This is a genomic window from Curtobacterium sp. PhB142, from assembly GCF_004341255.1.
Classification (GTDB): Bacteria; Actinomycetota; Actinomycetes; order Actinomycetales; family Microbacteriaceae; genus Curtobacterium.
In genome coordinates this window covers 407,199-425,163 of the sequence record NZ_SLUT01000003.1, presented here as the reverse complement: position 1 = coordinate 425,163, position 17,965 = coordinate 407,199, and the positions used below count along the sequence as shown (strand labels likewise).

15 protein-coding genes are annotated in these 17,965 nt (G+C 71.1%); 6 read left to right on the top strand and 9 right to left on the bottom strand.

Translation table 11 applies throughout. The features are described from left to right. Positions 1-311 precede the first annotated feature (311 nt). The 6 genes from EDF31_RS08310 to EDF31_RS08285 form a co-directional block, all read right to left on the bottom strand. Positions 312-2,618 carry an alpha-L-rhamnosidase gene (locus EDF31_RS08310; protein WP_131845795.1) on the bottom strand — a complete coding sequence of 769 codons (2,307 nt, stop codon included), beginning with the start codon at positions 2,616-2,618 and terminating at the stop codon, positions 312-314. A 120-nt stretch (positions 2,619-2,738) separates the two neighbouring features. Continuing rightward, on the bottom strand, positions 2,739-3,542 hold the full coding sequence (locus EDF31_RS08305) for a carbohydrate ABC transporter permease (RefSeq protein ID WP_243648916.1): 804 nt from the start codon (positions 3,540-3,542) through the stop codon (positions 2,739-2,741). An 89-nt stretch (positions 3,543-3,631) separates the two neighbouring features. Then, positions 3,632-4,567: a sugar ABC transporter permease gene (locus tag EDF31_RS08300; protein ID WP_243649937.1), complete on the bottom strand. Its 936-nt coding sequence runs from the start codon at positions 4,565-4,567 to the stop codon at positions 3,632-3,634. Between the two features lie 4 nt (positions 4,568-4,571). Further along, complete coding sequence (locus EDF31_RS08295; RefSeq protein WP_131845794.1) at positions 4,572-5,921, bottom strand: ABC transporter substrate-binding protein; 1,350 nt, start codon at positions 5,919-5,921, stop codon at positions 4,572-4,574. A 311-nt stretch (positions 5,922-6,232) separates the two neighbouring features. Continuing rightward, a complete protein-coding gene (locus EDF31_RS08290; RefSeq protein WP_131845793.1) occupies positions 6,233-7,318 on the bottom strand; it encodes a LacI family DNA-binding transcriptional regulator in 1,086 nt (361 codons plus the stop codon). 47 nt (positions 7,319-7,365) lie between these two features. Then, positions 7,366-8,376, bottom strand: a complete 1,011-nt coding sequence (locus EDF31_RS08285) for a LacI family DNA-binding transcriptional regulator (protein ID WP_131845792.1) — start codon at positions 8,374-8,376, stop codon at positions 7,366-7,368. A gap of 411 nt (positions 8,377-8,787) precedes the next feature. Here EDF31_RS08285 and EDF31_RS08280 point away from each other — a divergent pair, with 411 nt between their 5' ends. The 5 genes from EDF31_RS08280 (at position 8,788) to EDF31_RS08260 (ending at position 13,315) form a co-directional block, all read left to right on the top strand. Beyond that, positions 8,788-10,143 carry an MFS transporter gene (locus EDF31_RS08280; RefSeq protein WP_207896129.1) on the top strand — a complete coding sequence of 452 codons (1,356 nt, stop codon included), beginning with the start codon at positions 8,788-8,790 and terminating at the stop codon, positions 10,141-10,143. After that, positions 10,140-10,478, top strand: a complete 339-nt coding sequence (locus EDF31_RS08275) for an L-rhamnose mutarotase (RefSeq protein ID WP_131845791.1) — start codon at positions 10,140-10,142, stop codon at positions 10,476-10,478. The genes EDF31_RS08280 and EDF31_RS08275 overlap by 4 nt, the downstream gene beginning before the upstream one ends. A 29-nt stretch (positions 10,479-10,507) precedes the next feature. After that, positions 10,508-10,939, top strand: coding sequence for a DNA methylase (locus EDF31_RS08270; protein WP_131845790.1), 432 nt, complete (start codon positions 10,508-10,510; stop codon positions 10,937-10,939). Positions 10,940-11,110: 171 nt separating this feature from the next. Next, the gene (locus EDF31_RS08265) at positions 11,111-12,025 is read left to right on the top strand and encodes a metallophosphoesterase (RefSeq protein WP_131845789.1); all 915 of its coding nucleotides are present in this window, start codon (positions 11,111-11,113) and stop codon (positions 12,023-12,025) included. 228 nt (positions 12,026-12,253) lie between these two features. Then, positions 12,254-13,315, top strand: a complete 1,062-nt coding sequence (locus EDF31_RS08260; protein ID WP_131845788.1) for an NADP-dependent oxidoreductase — start codon at positions 12,254-12,256, stop codon at positions 13,313-13,315. Positions 13,316-13,353: 38 nt separating this feature from the next. On the opposite strand, the gene EDF31_RS08255 is transcribed toward EDF31_RS08260, so the two are convergent. From EDF31_RS08255 to EDF31_RS08245, 3 genes are read right to left on the bottom strand one after another with little or no spacing between them, the layout of a single operon-like run. After that, a complete protein-coding gene (locus tag EDF31_RS08255) occupies positions 13,354-14,226 on the bottom strand; it encodes an ABC transporter permease (protein ID WP_185094234.1) in 873 nt (290 codons plus the stop codon). After that, the gene (locus tag EDF31_RS08250; RefSeq protein WP_131845787.1) at positions 14,213-15,175 is read right to left on the bottom strand and encodes an ATP-binding cassette domain-containing protein; all 963 of its coding nucleotides are present in this window, start codon (positions 15,173-15,175) and stop codon (positions 14,213-14,215) included. Before EDF31_RS08250 ends, EDF31_RS08255 begins: the two co-directional genes overlap by 14 nt. A gap of 38 nt (positions 15,176-15,213) precedes the next feature. After that, positions 15,214-16,290 (bottom strand): sigma-E factor regulatory protein RseB domain-containing protein, encoded by a 1,077-nt coding sequence (locus EDF31_RS08245; RefSeq protein ID WP_165901368.1) that lies wholly within the window; start codon positions 16,288-16,290, stop codon positions 15,214-15,216. Positions 16,291-16,429: 139 nt separating this feature from the next. Here EDF31_RS08245 and EDF31_RS08240 point away from each other — a divergent pair, with 139 nt between their 5' ends. Next, positions 16,430-17,899, top strand: coding sequence for an FGGY family carbohydrate kinase (locus EDF31_RS08240; protein WP_131845785.1), 1,470 nt, complete (start codon positions 16,430-16,432; stop codon positions 17,897-17,899). Positions 17,900-17,965 lie beyond the last annotated feature (66 nt).

Below are 17,965 nucleotides of genomic sequence, written 5' to 3'. Positions count from 1 at the left end.
GTTTCATACAGTACGGGTCGCGGCGGGCTGCCGCAACCGTGTGGGGTGTGTTGCGTCGCGCACTCCGTTGCGGTCTTCGCGCCCCGGAGAGTCGGGGCGCGATGACCGCACGGGGGCGCGATGCGGGACGGGCGCGGGCGCGATGCGCGCACGGGGGCGCGATGCGGGACGGGCGCGGGCTGCGCGCCCCGTTGCGGTCTTCGCGCCCCGAAGAGTCGGGGCGCGAAGACCGCCCGGGGGCGCGACGCCGGGCGAGCGCCGTCAGGCGTCCCGCGCACCCACCGTGACCAGCCCACCGTCCGCTCCCCCCGCTACGCCGCCGGCACAGCAGCCGGCGCGCGCAGCTCGTGCGACCCGGCGCCGAGCCGCTGCTCCGCAGCACCCGGCAGGCGCACCACCGCGGTGACGCCCTCCGGCACCTGTGCACGGACGAGCAGCTCGCCGTCGACGAGCTCCCACCGCACCACGATGTGCCCGTGCACGGAGTCGAGCGACGTCGACGCCCACGTCAGGCCGCCGCCCGGTTGCGGCGCGATGAGCACGGAGGCGTACCCCGGTTCGAGCGCCGACAGGCCGCCCACCACCCGGTGCATCCAGTCCGCCACGGCACCGAGTGCGTAGTGGTTGAACGAGGTCATCTCACCCGGGTTGATCGTGCCGTCCGGCAGCATCGAGTCCCAACGCTCCCAGACCGTCGTCGCACCCATCGTCACCGGGTACAGCCACGACGGGCACTCCGTCTGCAGCAGCAGCCGGTACGCGTCGTCGAGGTGTCCGGTCTGCGTCAGCGCGTCGGTGATGAACGGCGTACCCGCGAAGCCCGTCGAGATCCGGTACCCGGACTGCTCGGCCAGCTCCGCCAGGCGGTCGCCCGCACGGCGCTCGTCGTCCTCGTCGAGGATGCCGAACACGATCGCGAGCGCGTACACGGTGGTGCAGTCGCTCCGGATGCGGCCGTCGGTCACGTAGTGCTGACGGAACGCGGCCTGGAGGCCCGTGGCGAGCTCTTCGGCTTCCGTCGCCTCCGCCTCGTGGCCCGTCAACCGCGCCGTCTGCGCCACGAGGGTCGCGCTGCGGTACGCGCACGCCGTCGCGACGACGCCCGGGTCGGCCTTCGCCTTGGCGGCGTCCTCCGGCGGGGCATCCGGGTCGAGCCAGTCGCCGAACTGGAAGACGGTGTCCCACAGGCCCTCGGGTGACAGGTGGCCCTTGATGCGGCGGAGGTGCGCCGTCATCGAGTCGAGCTGCTCCTCGAGCACCGCGGTGTCGCCGTAGGCCTGGTACAGGGTCCACGGCACCCAGACGCCGGCGTCCGACCAGATGGCGGTGGCGTCGGGGGTGCCGAAGTCCTCGGCGGGGGAGTACTTGAGCACGTCCGGCACCACGAACGGGATGACACCGTCGGCGTGCTGCTGCTCGAGCCACACGTCGCGGAGCCAGTCGCCCAGGAACGCGCGGGTGTCGAACAGGTAGGACGCCGTCGGCGCGAACGCCGCGATGTCGCCCGTCCAGCCGAGGCGCTCGTCACGCTGCGGGCAGTCGGTCGGGACGCTCAGGAAGTTGCCCTGCATGCCCCGGACGACGTTGTCGTGGAACGTGTTGAGCAGCTCGTGGCTGGACTCGAACGTGCCCGTCCGGGTCAGGTCGGAGCCGACCTGCACCGCGGTGACGGCCGCGCGGAGTTCGTCGAGCGTGCCGGTCCACCCGTCGACCTGGGCGTACCGGAAGCCGTGGAAGGTGAAGCGGGGCTCGAAGTGGTCCTCGCTGCCGCTCAGGGTGAAGTGGTCCGTCGCCTTCGCGGTGCGCAGCGGGCGGGTGCCGAGCTCGTCGTGTTCGAGCACCTCGGCGTGCTTGAGGGTCAGCACCGTGCCCGCGGGCCCAGAGGCGACCACGCGGAGCCAGCCCACCAGGTTGACCCCGAAGTCGATCAGCGTCGCGCCGGACGGGCTCGTCCAGACCTCGACGGGGGCGATCTCGGCGAGGGGTCGGACCGGCGGCACGGTGTCGGCGACGAGTTCGCGCTCGCCGATGTCGACGGTGCGCACGGCGCTGGTGCGTCCCTCGTGGCCGTCGACGCTCGGTGTGGTGACCTCGCCGGGCGTCAGGAAGGAGCCGTCGCGGAGTCGGGCGTCGATGTCCTCGCCGTCGTACAGCTGATCGGCGGTGATCGCGCTGGACAGCGCCTGCCAGTCCGTGTCGGTGGCGACGAGCTGTTCGTGGCCGTCGGCGAAGGTGATGCGGAGTTCGGCGAACCCGGCGGGCTCGTCGGCGTACCAGCCGCCGCCACCACCCCAGGCGAGCCGGCCGGCGGCCCAGCCCTTGCCGAGCACGAGTGCCAGCACGGCGGCACTGCCCGCGGCCGTCTCGGTCAGGTGCGCCGTGACGTCGTGCGAGACGACGCGGATGCGCCACTCGTAGCTCGTCCACCCCGGTTCGAGCAGGTGGTCGGAGACGCGTTCGCCACCGAGCCACGCCTCGACGACGCCGAGGGCGCTGACGTCGAGGGTCGCTCCGGTGACGGCGCCGTGGCCGTCGTCGAGGGTGAACTCACGGCGCAGGATCGGTGCGCTCCCGAGGTCGGCGTCGCTCGTGATGAACGGTGCTGTCCAGGCGGTCATGTGGTGTGTCCTTTCGCGCGACCGGTCGTCGTCGACCGGTGCGGGGGTCCGGGGCCCGGCCGCCCGCCCGGGTGGGCGGTGCGGCGGAGGCGGGTCGCGCCTCCAGGCCGGGGTCGGGCGTCAGCCCTTGACGGCGCCGCTGGTCATGCCGGCGACGATCTGGCGGTTGAAGAAGATGTACAGGATCAGCGGCGGGATCGTGATGAGCAGGACGTCGGTGAACAGCAGGTTGAGCTGGCTGACCGACTGGCTCTGGAACGAGTAGAGCGTCTGCTGCACCGTGGCGTTCTCGGACCCGGGCAGGAAGTACAGCGGGTTCGTGAAGTCGTTGAACACCGTGACGGACTGCACGAGCACGACCGTGATGATGACCGGCTTGAGCAGCGGCAGCACGACGCCGAAGAACAGACGGATCGGTCCGGCGCCGTCGAGGACGGCGGCCTCGTCGAGCTCCTTCGGGATCGTCGCCACGAACGCCCGGAAGAGCAGGATGCAGAACGACAGGCCGAAGGTCGCCTCGATGAGGATCATCCCGCCCATGGTCTTGAACAGGTTGAGCCCCTGCAGCACCCAGATCGTCGGGACGATCGCGGGCGGGACGATCAGGCCCGCCAGGACGAAGAAGTTGATCACGCCGTTCCACTTGCTCGGACGACGCTGCAGCACGTACCCGACCATCGCGGAGAACACGACCATCACGATCACGCTGCCCACGGTCAGGACCGCACTGTTCAGGAACGCGCGGACGATCACGCCGTCACCGGATCCGAACACGGCCTGCAGGTTCTGCCAGAGCTGCCACTCGGTCGGCAGGCTGAAGCCGAGCTGGTTCGCCTCGGCCGGGTTCTTCATGGCCTGCAGCAGGACGAAGACGAACGGCACCAGGAACACCACGAAGCTGACGACGATGGCGATCGAGCCGATGACCCACCGGCGGGCCCGGCCCGGGTGGCGGTTCCGGCTCGCCGGCGTCGGCGCACGGCCGGCGGTCCGGCGGGGGCTGGTGACGGCGGTCACAGGTCCGCCTCCTTGCGGTTGAGGAGCCACGAGATCGGGACCATGATCGCCGTGACGACCACGAACAGGACCACGTTGCCGGCGGTCGACAGGCCGTAGAACCCGGCCTGGTACTGCTTGTAGATGACGCTCGCGATGACGTCACTGGTGAACCCTGGCCCACCGCCGGTCATCGCCCAGATGAGGTCGAAGGACCGCAGCCCGCCGATCAGCGACAGGATGATGACGGTGCCCATCGCGGGACGCGACAGCGGCAGGGTGATGTTCCGGAAGATCGACCACGCGCTCGCGCCGTCGACCCGTGCGGCCTCGAAGTACTCCTGCGGGATCGCCACGATGCCGGCGATGAAGATGAGCGTCGCGATGCCGACGCCCTTCCAGACGTCCACCGCGGCGACGCTCCACAGGGCGAGGGCCGGGTCGGTCAGCCACCCCGGAGTGGGGAGGCCGACCGAGCCGAGGACGCCGTTGATGATCCCGTGGAACGGGTCCATCAGCGCCTTGAACGTGATGCCGATGCCGATCGTCGACACGAGCACCGGGAAGAACACGACCGCCCGCAGGTAGCCGCGCCCCAGCACGGGCGACGTGAGGAGCAGGGCGAGGGCGAGTCCGATGACCACCTTCGCCGCGCTCGTCACGAAGCCGTACTGGAACGTGTGCACGAACCCGGAGACGAGCTGCGGGTCCTGGAAGAACCGGACGAAGTTGTCGAAACCGATGAAGGTCTGGTCGAACAGCGTCCAGCGGGTGAGGGAGAAGTAGAACCCGGCGAAGGTGGGGACCGCGAAGAACACGACGTACAGCGCGATCGCGGGGATGAAGAACCACGCGGGGTAGAACGAGCGCATCCGCTTGCGCGCGGGACCGGTCCCGCCGGAACCCGCTCGGGTCTTCGCCGGCTCGAGTGCCGTCGTGAGTGTCGCGGTCACCGTGTCACCAGCCCTTGATGCCGAGCTGCTGGGCCTGCTGGACGACGTCGTCGTCGTACTGGTCAGCACCCTTGGCCGCGTTGGTGATGCCGGAGCCGACCTGCACGCAGATCTTCTCGAGGTTCGGGCCCTTGATCGGGGACAGGAACTCGAGCGCCGGGCTCGCCTTGCCGTCGTCCAGGTACTTCTGCAGGTCGTCGATCATCGGGGGCACGTCGTCCGGCAGCGAGCAGGTCGAGATGACGTACGGGCCACCGGGCGTTCCGGTGTCGTTCTGCACCTTGCAGCCGTCGGCCGAGTTCGCGAAGGCGATGAACTTCTTCGCGGCGGCGAGCTCGTCGCCCTCGGTGGTCTTCGGGATGTACAGGCCGTTCGGCTCCCAGATGGTCAGGTTCGTGTCGTCGGCGTCCTCGGCCGGCAGCGCGAACGCTCCGATGTCCGCGACCGCGTCGGGGCTGTCCTGCTGCAGGGTCGAGATCGCGTTCGTCAGCATCGGGTACTGCGCTCCGGTGCCGTCGGCGAGCATCTTCAGGCCGTTCGCCTGCGTGGCCGAGGCGTAGTCCTCGTTGTAGAGGTCCTTGTCCTTGCCCTCGGCGAGGTGGTCGAAGCCGGCGAGTGCGGGGTCCTTGGCGTAGGACTCCTTGTTCGCGGTGTAGTTGTCCGCCCAGTCCTTGTCCTGCGCCGTGATGTTGGCGAAGTCGCCGAGCACGAACAGCTGGCTGGTCCAGGTGTCGCCGTACGTCTGGATGATCGGGGCGACCTTGCCGGCGTCCTTGATCTTCTCGCTGTTGCTGATGAACTCGTCCCACGTGGTGGGGACGCTGAGTCCGAGGTCGGCGTAGACCTTCTTGTTGTACATGACGCCGCCGCCGAAGCTCGTGCCGAAGGGAGCGCCGTAGACGCCCTTGTCGGTGCTGACGACCTTGGTGAACTGCTCGTCGACGTCCTTCGTCCAGCTCTCGTCGGACAGGTCCACCAGGGTGTTGTCCGGGTTGAGGGCCTGCATGAGCGAACCGGAGTTGTAGTTGAAGACGTCGGCCATCTCGCCGGTCGACAGCTGGGTCTTCACCAGGTTGTCGCCGTCGGTGCCCTGCGGGCGGGTGTCGAACTTGACCGTGATGTCGGGGTTGGCCTTCTCGAACGCCTCGATGAGCGGCTTCGCGGTGGCTGCGGTCGCGGGTGAGTTGTCGGCCTGGTAGGTGATCTGCACCTTGCCGCCGCCTTCGTCGGCGGAACCGCCGGACGAACACGCCGCGAGCCCGCCGATCAGGACCGTGGCGCCGCCGATGGCGACGAGCCGTTTGACGACGGCGCGCTTGGTGAGCGTCCTCGTGGTCAGGGAACGAGCTGACATTCCTTACCTCCTCGTAAGGCCCGGGGCGGGGTACCCCGGGTGAAACGGACCCGGATCCCGCGTCGTCGTGGGCTCCGGTTGCTGCTGTTTAGAACGTTTCAATCAGGATGGAATCACGTGGATTGAAGCGTGTCAATCGCTGTGCCGATTTCGTTACGGGAACGCGCATGCCTGGTGCGCGCGGTCCGCCCCACCCGCCCCACCCCACCCCACCCGCGAAAGCGACAGTGTGCCGCGAACTGTTCGCGTGGATCTGTCGCGTTGCCGGGCCAGACGGTGTCCCGAGCCGCGGGACTGTCGCTTTCGGGCGCTCAGGCCTCGGTGCGGCGCGGGTCGCTCGGTGGCGCCGTGCGCGCGGCTGCTGCACCGGCGCGGCCGAGCGTGCTCTCGCGGGGGACGAGCTCACTGCCGAGCACGACCGCGCGGTGGACGTGCATCGGATCGGTGAGCTCCTCGAGCAGGAGCTCGACGGCGGCCGCGCCCATCTCCGCACCGTGCATCGTGACCGAGGTCAGCGGCACGGCGCCGCCCCACGCCACCGAGTTGTGGTCGCACCCCGACACCGGGATGTCCTCCGGCACGCGGATGCCGGCAGCTCGGAGCTCCGAGACGACCGCCATCGCGAGCAGGTCCGTGACGCCCAGGACGCCGTCGGGGCGTTCGTCCGCCGGCATCGCGGCGATCCGGGATCCGGCGTGCGTGCCGCCGGGCGGGTCGATGTCACCGGCGTCGATGTCGACGAGTTCCACCCCCGGGTGGCCCGCGATCGCCCGGAGCACGCCGGCGCGGCGGAGCGCGACCGGCTGCAGCTCGGCGCGGGCGCTCACGAAGCCGATGCGTCGGCACCCGCGGGCGATCAGGTGCTCGGCGGCGAGGAACCCCGCCTGTTCGTTGTCGACGACGACGGAGCAGGCATCGACCGTCGTCGGCGCGAAGTTGACGTAGACGACCGGACGACCGTGCCGGCGGGTGAGTTCGACCTGGTCGCGCGACTCGGTCATCGAGGCGAGCAGGATGCCGGACACCCGAGCGCTCTCGAGGTACGCGAGGTGTTCGCCCTGCGCCTGCAGGTCGTCCTCGCTGCTCGCGATCAGGAGCGTGAACCCCCGCTTCCGGGCCGCGAGCTGCGCCCCGTTCACCATGTCGCTGAACAGCGAGTTCCGGAGCGACATCACGACGAGTCCGATCGAACGGCTGCTGCCGGATGCGAGCACCCGGGCGTTGCGGTTCGGCGTGTACCCGAGTTCGGCGATCGCGTCGTGCACGCGTGCGGCGGTGGAGTCGGCCACCCGCTCGGGGTGGTTCAGGACGTTCGAGACCGTCGCGAGCGAGACGCCCGCGCGAGCGGCGACGTGGTGCACGCTCGGCGGGCCGTCACGCCGGGGGACATGCACCATGCTCCGATCGTAGGCCGCAGCGGCGGTCGCTCCGCGCTGGGGCCCGGCTACGCGTCGGCGACGGAGGACTGCCGGACCACCAGCTCCGGCGTGAACTCGACGTGCTCGAGGTCGATGCCCTGCCCGAGCTCGACCTGCTTCGTCAACAGCTCGATCGCCTGGCGCCCGAGGTCCTGTGCAGGCTGGCGCACCGAGGTCAACGGGACGACGGCTGCCTCGGCGAAGGCGATGTCGTCGTAGCCCACGATCGCGATCTCGTCCGGCACTGCGATCGTGCCGCGCATGATGAACGCCTGTTCGAGGCCGACCGCGAGCAGGTCGTTCGCCGCGAACACCGCGTCCGGCCGTTCACCGCGGGGGCGTGCCTGGAGTTCTTCGCCGATGCGACGTCCTTCGAGCACCGACAGTGACGCGGTCGGCAGGACCTCGAGCTCGATGCCCGCTGCCCGAGCCGCCGACAGTGCCCCGGCGTGCCGGTCGGCCACCTGGCGGATGCTGGACGGGCCGCCGACGAACGCGATGCGCGTCCGCCCGGTGGCAGCGAGGTGCTCGACCGCGATGCGGCCGCCCGCGACGTCGTCGACGGAGACCGAGGCGAAGTGCTCGTCGTCGGCGCGGCGGTCGACGAGCACCACCGCGGTGCCCTGGTCGCGCAGACGGGCGAGTCGGGACAGGTCGTCACCGGCGGGGGAGATGAGCAGACCCGCGACCCGGCGTTCCTCGAACAGGTCGACGTAGGTGCGTTCGCGGTCGGTGGACTCGTCGGAGTTGCCGATGAGGACCGCCAGCCCCTTGTCCATCGCAGCGTCTTCGGCGCCGCGGGCGACGTCGGTGAAGAACGGGTTGCCGCCGTCGAGCACGATCAGGCCGACGGTGGAGCTGCGGCCCGCCCGGAGTTGCCGCGCGGAGTCGTTGCGGACGAACCCGAGCGCGGCGATGGCGGACTGCACCCGGTCGACGGTGGTCGGGGCCACCTTGTCGGGACGGTTCAGGACGTTCGACACCGTCCCCAGGGACACGCCGGCGAGCGCTGCCACCTCTCGCACACTGACCGCCATGTGGCCATCCTGGCATCGCACCTGCGCTTCCGGGTGGTGCGCGCCGTGATCTGTGGAAAACGGCGGACGGGAGGCGCGGTGCGGGCTGGGCCCGGGCCTCCCGTCCGGTGGGTGGGCAGGTCCACCGCACGGTGCGAGATTGTGGGTGCGGCCGCGCCCCGTGCGTGCTCAGCTCCGGCGTCGCACCGTGCGTGCTGCGCCGCCACGTGCGAGGTTGGCCGCTCGGTGCGCGCTTGCAGCGCCGCACGGAGCGGGCAACCTCGCACCGAGTGAGCGACCGCGCACCGTGCGGACGCGGGCGCGCCGCACGCGGACGCGCACAGCACGGACTTGCCAAGGCCCGCCGGGGCGCACTATCGTCTCGCTGTCCCGTTGAAACGATTCACTGACGAACACGCGAACGGAGGACCAATGGCGGTCCGAATCGGAGCCCGGAGCACCACGGGCTGGAAGGCGACCGTCTCGGTCGCCATGTCGAACTACATCGAGTCGGGGTCGATCATCGCGATCGCCACGAGCCTCAGCCTTTGGCAGGCGCAGTTCCACGTCGGCGACCTCGAGGTCGGTCTGCTGGCGAGCCTGTCGGCGAACGCGTTCGGCGCCGCCGCCGGCGCCATCATCGGCGGACCGCTGTGCGACCGCTACGGCCGGAAGTTCATCTACACCTACGACCTGCTGCTCTACATGCTCGGCATCCTGCTCGCGGTCTTCGCCGGCAGCTACGGCATGCTGTTGGTCGGCTTCATCCTGACCGGCATCGCGGTCGGCGCCGGGGTGCCGGCGAGCTGGACCTACATCGCCGAGCAGGCACCGGCGGACAAGCGTGCGGCCCACGTCGGCACCGCGCAGCTCGCCTGGTCGATCGGCCCGATGGTCGGCTTCGCGTTGGCCATCGCCGCCGCACCCCTCGGACTGCTCGGCAGCCGGCTCATCTTCGCGCACCTGTTCGTCGTCGCCGCCGTCGTCTGGTGGCTTCGCCGCGGGCTGCCGGAGTCGGCGATCTGGAAGGACGAGCGCGCCGCGACCGGCACCGCGAACTTCTTCCACGGGATCACCCAGCTGTTCAGCCGGCGCCGGAACCTGACCGCGATGCTGTTCCTGTTCGGCGTCTACGCGCTCTGGAACACCGTCGCCGGGCAGGCCGGCATCTTCCAGCCGCGGGTGTACTCGGCCACCGGGGTCACGAGCGTGACCGAGCAGTACGGCCTGCAGATCCTGGTGTGGGGCTGCACCGTCGCCGCGACCTACTTCGGCTTCATGCGCTACGGCGACCGGGTCAGTCGACGGTTGCTGTTCGCCCTCGGCGCGGCGCTGGCGATCGTCGCCTGGGCCGTCCTGATCTACGCACCGGCGAACCTCGGCACGCTGCTGTTCTTCGCCGTGGCGTGGGGCATCTCGTCGGGCATCGGCGCCCAGGCGTTCTACGGCCTCTGGACGAGCGAGCTCTTCGCCACCCGGTACCGGGCCAGTGCGCAGGGCGTGCTCTTCCTCGCCGCTCGGGTCATGGTCGGTCTGCTGAGCATCTGGTTCCCGCTGCTGCTGTCCGACATCGGGCTCCGTGCACTCGGTGGACTCATCCTGGGGCTCCTCGCGATGTCGTTCCTGGTCGGCACCATCTGGGCGCCGCGCACGCAGGGCAAGACGCTCGAGGCGATCGAGGCCGAGCGGTACGGCACCGTGACCACCGTCACCGGTACCGTGCGCACCGCCGACGAGCGCGCCGTGCAGGACGCCGAACGGCTTCGCCGCGCCGAGGCCGACCGGTGACCCGCGTCTGCTTCCGACTGCAGGTGCAGGCCGAGCACCTGGACGCCTACCGCGAGCGGCACGCTGCGGTCTGGCCGGCGATGCTCCGGGCGATCGCCACGGCGGGGCGGCGGAACTACTCCCTGTTCCTCGACGACGACGGCCTGCTGATCGGCTACTACGAGACCGACTCGGTGGCCGATGCCGACGCGTCGCTCGCGGCCTCCGGGGTCGCGAGCGCATGGGAGGCGCACATGCAGGACCTGTTCGACGGTGCCGCGGGTCGGGCGGACCAGACCGCGCGGGTGCTGCCCGAGGTGTTCAACCTGGAGGACCAGCTGGCCGCCGCCGAGTGAGGAGCGGGGGAGCGGGTAGCGTCCGGTCCATGGCCGACGTGACCCACGCCGCGGACCTCGGGATCGACCTGTCCGACGGCAAGCCCCAACAGCTCTACCGGTGGTTCCTCGCGAGCATGCTCTTCGGCCGGCCCATCCGGCAGGAGCAGGCGGCGGCGACCTACCGCGTCCTCATCGACCACGGGTTCACCAGCCCGGGGAAGTTCGCGGGCGCCGGACGCGAGCAGCTGCGGAGGGTTCTGGACGAGGGCGGCTACGCGCGGTTCGACTACCAGATGACCGATGCCCTGCACGAGACGATGCACACGCTCGACGCCGACGAGGGCTCCGTGTCGCACCTGGTGAAGACCGCGGCGTCGCGGAAGGACCTGCGCGACCGACTCGGCGCGCTCAAGGGGATCGGTCCGAAGACGATCGAGATCTTCCTGCGGGACATCCCGGACGCGGTGCTGCCGGACTGAGCGCCGGTGCGTGCCCGGATGACTTCGTGAGCAGAAACGGTCGAGTCTGACGCCCCGACCCGACCATTTCTGCTCACGAAGCGCTCGCGAAGGGCCCCGCCCTCGTCACGTCGAACCAGCGCCGACGAACCGCCCAGCCCGCCCATCGCCCCCGTGGCTACCGTGGACCCCATGCAGCCGCCCGCAGCAGGAACCCTCCGCGTCCTCCACCTCTCCGACACCCACCTGACCGGCGACGGCGCCCTGCACCAGGGGGCAGTCGACACCACAGCAGCGCTGGACAGCGTGCTCGCCCGCGTCGACGGAGTGCCCGGCATCGGCCTCGTCGTCATCTCGGGCGACGTGTCCGAGGACGGCAGCCCCGAGTCCTACGCAGCCGTCCTCGAGCGGGTCGGCGGATGGGCCGAACGCCACGGAGCCGCCCTCGTCGCGGTCCCGGGCAACCACGACCTGCGCGAGGGCTTCCGCCAGGTGCTGTCCAACGGCCACGTCCTCGGCGAGGGCGGCCGCCCCGTCATGCACACGATGGAGTACCACCCGCCGACCGTGCCGGTGTGGGGGCAGTCGCTCGTCGCCGGCCGGAGGATCGTCACGGTCGACACGAGCGTGCCGGGTGCCGGCTACGGCGAGCTCAGCGACGCCAGCCTCGAACGGCTCCGCACCGCGCTCGCCGGGGACCACGCCCCGCACGGCACGGTCGTCGTCCTGCACCACCCGCCCCTGCCCGCCCCGACCGAGCTGCACGAGGCGCTCCGGCTGCAGAACCCCGGGGCGCTCGCCGACGTGATCCGGGGTTCCGACGTGCGCGTGGTCCTGGGCGGGCACTACCACCACCACTTCGCCGGATCGCTGGCCGGCGTCCTGGTCCTCGTCGCCCCCGGGGTCGCGAACGACACGGACGTGACCGGCGCCTACGACGAGGAATCCGCGTACGCCGACAGCGGCGCCCTCGTCGTCGACGTCGCCGAGGACGGCTCCGTCTGGTCGACGCCGCTGCGCGTCCCACGCCCCGACGCCGACCCGCTCGCGTTCCACCTCGACGCCGAGACCGTCGTGTCCGTCATCGCGGCAGCCGGCAAGCACTGAGCGGCAGCCGGAAAGCACCGAGCGGCTGGCGTGCAGTGAGCGCGCGACGCGCACCGGCCGCGCGAGGCGTACTGGACGTGCGCGACCGACGGACGGGAGGCCCGTGGCGGCGCCGCCACGGGCCTCCCGTCCGCTCGTCGGTACCGCCCACGGCCGGTACCCCGCCTGCTCGGGCTGCACGCGGGGAAACCGAGTAGGCCGGAGGCAAACGCCAGCGAAGGAGCACCCATGCGGAACGGCAAGGCAGTCCAGTACGACCGGTACGGCGACTTCAGCGTGGTCGAGCTCGTCCCCCAGGAGAAGCCGACGGCCGGCCCCGGCGAGATCGTCGTCGAGATCGTCGCCGCCGGGCTGAACCACATCGAGCGCTTCCTGCGCGAGGGGAAGCTCCGGGACCACATCGAGCTCGAGTTCCCGGCACGGCAGGGCGTCGACTTCGCCGGCATCGTCCGGGCGCGGGGCGACGGCGTGAAGGACCTGCGGGTCGGTGACGAGGTCATGGGGCACGCACCCCAGGGCGGCTCGCACGCGAACTGGATCGCGGTGCCGCGTGGTGCCGTCATCAAGAAGCCCGAGTACGTCGGGTGGGAGGTCGCCGGTGGCCTGTACCTGGCCGGGTGCACGGCGGTGTCGGTGGTGCGATCGCTCCGCCTCGGACCGGACGACACCGTCGTCATCACCGCTGCTGCGGGCGGTGTCGGCCACATCGAGAGCCAGCTGGCGCACGACGCCGGTGCGACCGTGATCACCCTCGGCAGTGCGCGCAACCACGACTACCTGCGGCAGATCGGCACGCTGCCGGTCGTGTACGGCGAGGGCGAGGAAGACCGCATCCGAGCGATCGCGGACGGCCGGCCGATCACCGCCTTCATCGACAACCACGGGGAGAGCGACGCCGAGCACCTGGCCGAACGCCTCGGGGTCAGGGACGAGCGCTTCGTGTCCTCGGAGGAACGGCGCGACATCGAGCTGCGGTTCCTGCGCGCCCCGGCAGAGGACGAGGAGACCCGGGAACTCCTGACCACGTTGGCGAAGGCCCTGCAGGAACGTCGCTTCCAGGTGCTCATCTCGGGCTTCTACCCGTTCGAGTACATCGTCGAGGCGTACGAGGACCTCGCCGAGATGAAGTCGCGCGGCAAGGTCGTCATCGGCATGCAGACCGTCGAGACCGGGGCCCGGCTCGACTGGTACCGCTCCGAGAAGGCCCGCGACCTGCGGGACCGCTACGCGGATGCGCGCGGCTCGGAGACGGAGACGATGGCGGGCGGCTCAGCGAGTCCGGCGAGCTGACGGCGGCCGGGCCCGGCGGTCGGGCCCGACGGTCGGGCTCAGCTCAGGATGTCCTTCGAGGCGAACCGGCTGTACGCCAGCGCGCCGAACACGACGACGTAGCCGAGCTGCAGCAGTGCGTTCGACCCGAACGAGTCGAACGAGATCGGGTCGCGGAGCAGGTCGCCGAACCCCAGCCACTGGTGCGAGAACAGGTACGGGTGCAGCCAGTCGAGCTGGGGGAGCTGGTCGAGGACCTGGGAGGCCCCGGCCAGCACCACCGTCGCGGCCATCGCCCCGACCGGCACGTTCGTCAGCGTCGACGCGAACATGCCGATCGCCACGAGTCCGAGCATCGACATCGCCACGTAGAGGGCGAGGAGCAGTGCCCGACCGGCGTACGACGCTCCGCCGACCTGGGTGCCGGACAGCAGGGTGACCGGACCGATCGGGAACAGCACGGCACCGATCGCCGCACCGACGAGCACCACGAGCAGCGTCGCTGCCAGGCAGAACGCGACCGCGCCGGCGAACTTGACCAGGATGAACCGGACGCGGCCGGTCGGTGCGACGAGCAAGTAGCGGATGGTGCCGTGGCTGGCCTCGCCCGCGACGGTGTCGCCCGCGACGACGCCCACCGTGAGGGGCAGGAACAGCGGGATCGACACCGTCAACGCGGTGAACGCCACGAACAGGCCGTTGTTGGTGATGTCGCCGAGGAACGCCGGGCCGCCGTCGTCGCCGTCGGTCGTCAGCTTCACGGCGACCGCGATCAGGACGGGGACGAGCGCGAGCGCCCCGAGCATCGCCCAGGTGCGGCGACGTCGGAACACCAGCGCGAGTTCGGAGCCGAGCAGGGCGAAGGGACGCTGGCGGCGCGGGGCCTCGGCATCGGCATCGGGCAGTGCACGGGCAGTGTCAGGCAGCGACATCGAAGCCCTCTCCGGTGAGCGCGACGAACAGGTCCTCGAGCGTGCCGCCGCCCACCGTCAGCCCACGGACGCGGACGTCGGCGCGGACGAGTTCGGCGGTGATGGTCTCGGGCAGCAGCTCGTGCGGCAGGTCGGCGACCAGGACGTCCGCGCCGCCGTCGTGCCGGGGGACGAGCCCGAGCCGGCTCAGCACGCTGCCGGCCTGCCCGACGTCGGGCGTGCGGACGGTCACGGTGCGTGCTCCGGCGGACCGCAGTTCGTCGAGTTCGCCCTGCGCGACGAGCTTGCCAGTGCGCATCACCGCCGCGTGGGTGCAGACCTGCTCGATCTCGGCGAGCAGGTGGCTCGACACGAACACCGTCGTGCCGTCGTCCGCCAGGGACCGGATGAGGTTGCGGACCTCGCGCGTGCCCTGCGGGTCGAGCCCGTTCGTCGGTTCGTCGAGCACCAGCAGGTCCCGCGGGGAGAGCAGGGCGTTCGCCAGGCCCAGTCGCTGCTTCATGCCGAGCGAGTACGCGTGCGCCTTCTTGTCCGCCGCGTGCGTCAGGCCGACTCGGTGGAGGGCGCTGGCCACGCGGGCCCCGCGGGTGCGCGGGTCCGACGTGGGGTCGGCCGCGTCGAAGCGCTGCAGGTTCGCGCGCCCGGACAGGTACGGGTAGAAGGCCGGACCCTCGACCAGGGCACCGACGCGCGGCAGCACCTGGTGGAGCGCCTTCGGCATCGACTGGCCGAGCACCTCGATCGTGCCGCCGGTCGCGCTCGACAGCCCGAGCAGCATCCGGATCGTCGTCGTCTTGCCGGAGCCGTTCGGCCCGAGGAACCCGAACACCGCGCCGCGCGGCACCGACAGGTCGATGCCGTCGACGGCGCGCTGCTTGCGGAAGACCTTCTGGAGGCCCGTGGTGCGGATCGCGAGCTCGGTGCCCGTGGACGGACGGGTCGCGTCCACGGCGGCCGGTTCCGTCGTGTGCGCGGGTTCCGGTGCGCTCACTTCGCGGCGGCGACCAGCGACGACACCGGCACGGCGCCGGCGAGGACCCGGCCGTCGTCGGTCAGGTAGACCGACACGAGCGAGGTCTGGACGGCACGGCCGCCGTCGACGGCCTTCGTGAGCTGGCCGAGCAGGCCCGACGCCTCGTCACCGAGGGACGACTGGTCCACCGTGCCGGCGGGGAGCTCGGCGATCGTGCCCCAGCCCTCGCCCGTCAAGGTCGGCTCGTCACCTTCGTGCGCGCCGCGGGCGTGGTCGCCCTTCGCGTGCGCACCGTGCTCGGCGTCGGACAGGTCCTTCTCGGTGACCTTCGCGTTCGACGGGGGCGTGAAGTCGAAGAGCCGTGCGGCCGGTGCGCCGTAGTCGAGGCTCGTGAACCCGACCTGTACCGCGGGGTCGTCCTGCCCGGCGGCCTGGATCGTCGCGCGCAGCGGGAGCCCGGTCTGCTGGTCGACCGCCAGTCGGACGGTGCCGACCAGGGTGTCGGAGGACTTCGGCGTCAGCGTGATCTGCCAGGCGTCGTGACCCGCGACGCTGACTTCGGTCGGCTTCGAGACCGTGGTGCTGGGGGTGATGGCGTCGATGGCCTGCTCGGCGATGTCGGTCGGCGTGGTGGCGCCGTCCTGCGGGTCCTTCGCGGTGTCGGAGGGCAGGGTCACGTGCGTGGCCGTGCGCTCCTTCGAGTCCCAGGTCCAGACCTCGGACCCGTTGCGGACCACGTCCTGCTCGGCGAGCTGCTGCGTCAACTGCACGCGCTGCTTGTCGGCGCCGTCGACGTACACGCGGGCGGTGTGCGACGAGGTGAGCAGCCCGAGCACGTCCGAGGCGTCGCCCTCGAGCGAGGAGCCGCCGGAACCGGTCGGCAGTTCGGGGAGTCCGAGGTCGCTCGACTGCGAGAGCTTGCCGGAGTACTGCGCGTCCGAGGACTTCGCGATGCTGGCGATGACGTCGGCCGCGGTCGGGTTCGTCCCCGCGATCGGGTCGTTCGCCGCGTTCGCGATCATCGGGGCGGCGACGGCGCCGGCGACGACCACCGGCGCGATGACTGCTGGCAGCCAGGCTGACTTCTTCATCGGGTTCCCCTCGTGGAGCATCGGAGTCGTGAGTACGGTACGTCCGGCCCCCGACAGGACGCTGGGCGTCGACGGATCGCGATCGTTCGTAGACTCGGGACGCGACCGACGGCGGTCGCGTGGCGGCGAAGGAGGCGGCATGCGGGCGGTGCTCGGTCTGGACATCGGGACGTCGAGCACGAAGGCGCTGCTGGCCCGGTTCGACGGCACCGTGATCGCCGAGGTGAGCCGCCGACACGACGTCGACCGTCCGGCCCAGGGACTGGTCGAGATGGACGCGGCCGTGTGGTGGGACGAGTTCACGACGTTGACGCACGAGCTCCTCGCGCTCGTCCCCGATGCCGACGTGCAAGCCGTGGGCGTGAGCGGCATCGGCCCCTGCGTCCTGCTGACCGACGACGCGGGTGATCCGCTGCGCCCGGCGGTCCTGTACGGCGTCGACACCCGGACGGCCGACCTGCTCGACGAGGTCACGGCGGAGCTCGGGGGCGAGGACGCGATCCGCGCCCGTTGCGGCTCTGCGCTGAGCACCCAGGCCGCCGGGGCGAAGCTCGCGTGGGTCGCCCGGCACGAGCCCGACGTCTGGGAGCGGGCGGTCCGGTTCACGATGCCGGCGTCCCGCGTGGTGGAGCTGCTGACGGGGGAGTACGTCCTCGACCACCACTCGGCCAGCCAGACCACGCCGCTCTACGACGTCCACGAGAACACGTGGATCACCGAGTGGTGCGAGCAGCTCGCTCCCGGCCTGCCCCTGCCGCGGCTGCTGTGGTCCGGCGACCAGGCGGGCGTGGTGACGCGCGAGGCGGCCGCGGCCACGGGCCTCCCGGTCGGTATCCCCGTGACGGCCGGCACCATCGACGCGTGGGCGGAGGGCGTGAGCGTCGGCGAGTCGGTGCCGGGCCGGATGTTCCTGCAGTACGGCACCACGATGTTCATGATCGCGCCGACCGCCGAGCCGACGCCGGTGCCGGGCATGTGGACGACGGTCGGGACGCACCCGGGACAGCCGAGCGTGTCGGGTGGGATGGCGACCTCCGGGGCGATCACCGACTGGCTGCGTCGGCTGGTCGACGGCGAGTGGCCGACGATGCTCGAAGAGGCTCGGTGCGCCGGGATCGGCGCGAACGGGCTGCTGATGCTGCCGTACTTCGCTGGGGAGCGGACGCCCATCGCCGATCCGGACGCGCGCGGGGTGATCGCCGGGCTGACTGTGCGGCACACGCGTGGGGACATCTACCGGGCGACGCTCGAGGCGACGGCCTACGCGGTCCGGCACAACATCGAGGTGCTGCGTGCGGCCGGGGTCGAGGTCCGCGAGCTCGTGGGGGCGGGCGGCGGGTTGCTCGGACGGCTCTGGCCGACGATCGTGAGCGACGTGACCGGGCTGCGGCAGACGGTGCCGTCGGTGACCGTGGGAGCGTCGTACGGGTCGGCGTTCTTGGCGGCAGCGCTCGTGGCCGACGTCGACATCCGGCAGTGGAACCCGCCGGCCACCGTCATCGAGCCGGACCCCGTCGCGACGGCCGCCTACGAGCCCGGGTACCGCGACTACCGCGAGCTCTACGAGGCGACGAAGGCCGTCGTGCACCGCTTGGCCGCGCGCAGCTGACCGTTCGACACCGCGCAACGGACACAGCACCGCGCAGATGCACGGTGCTGTGTCCGGAACCTGGTT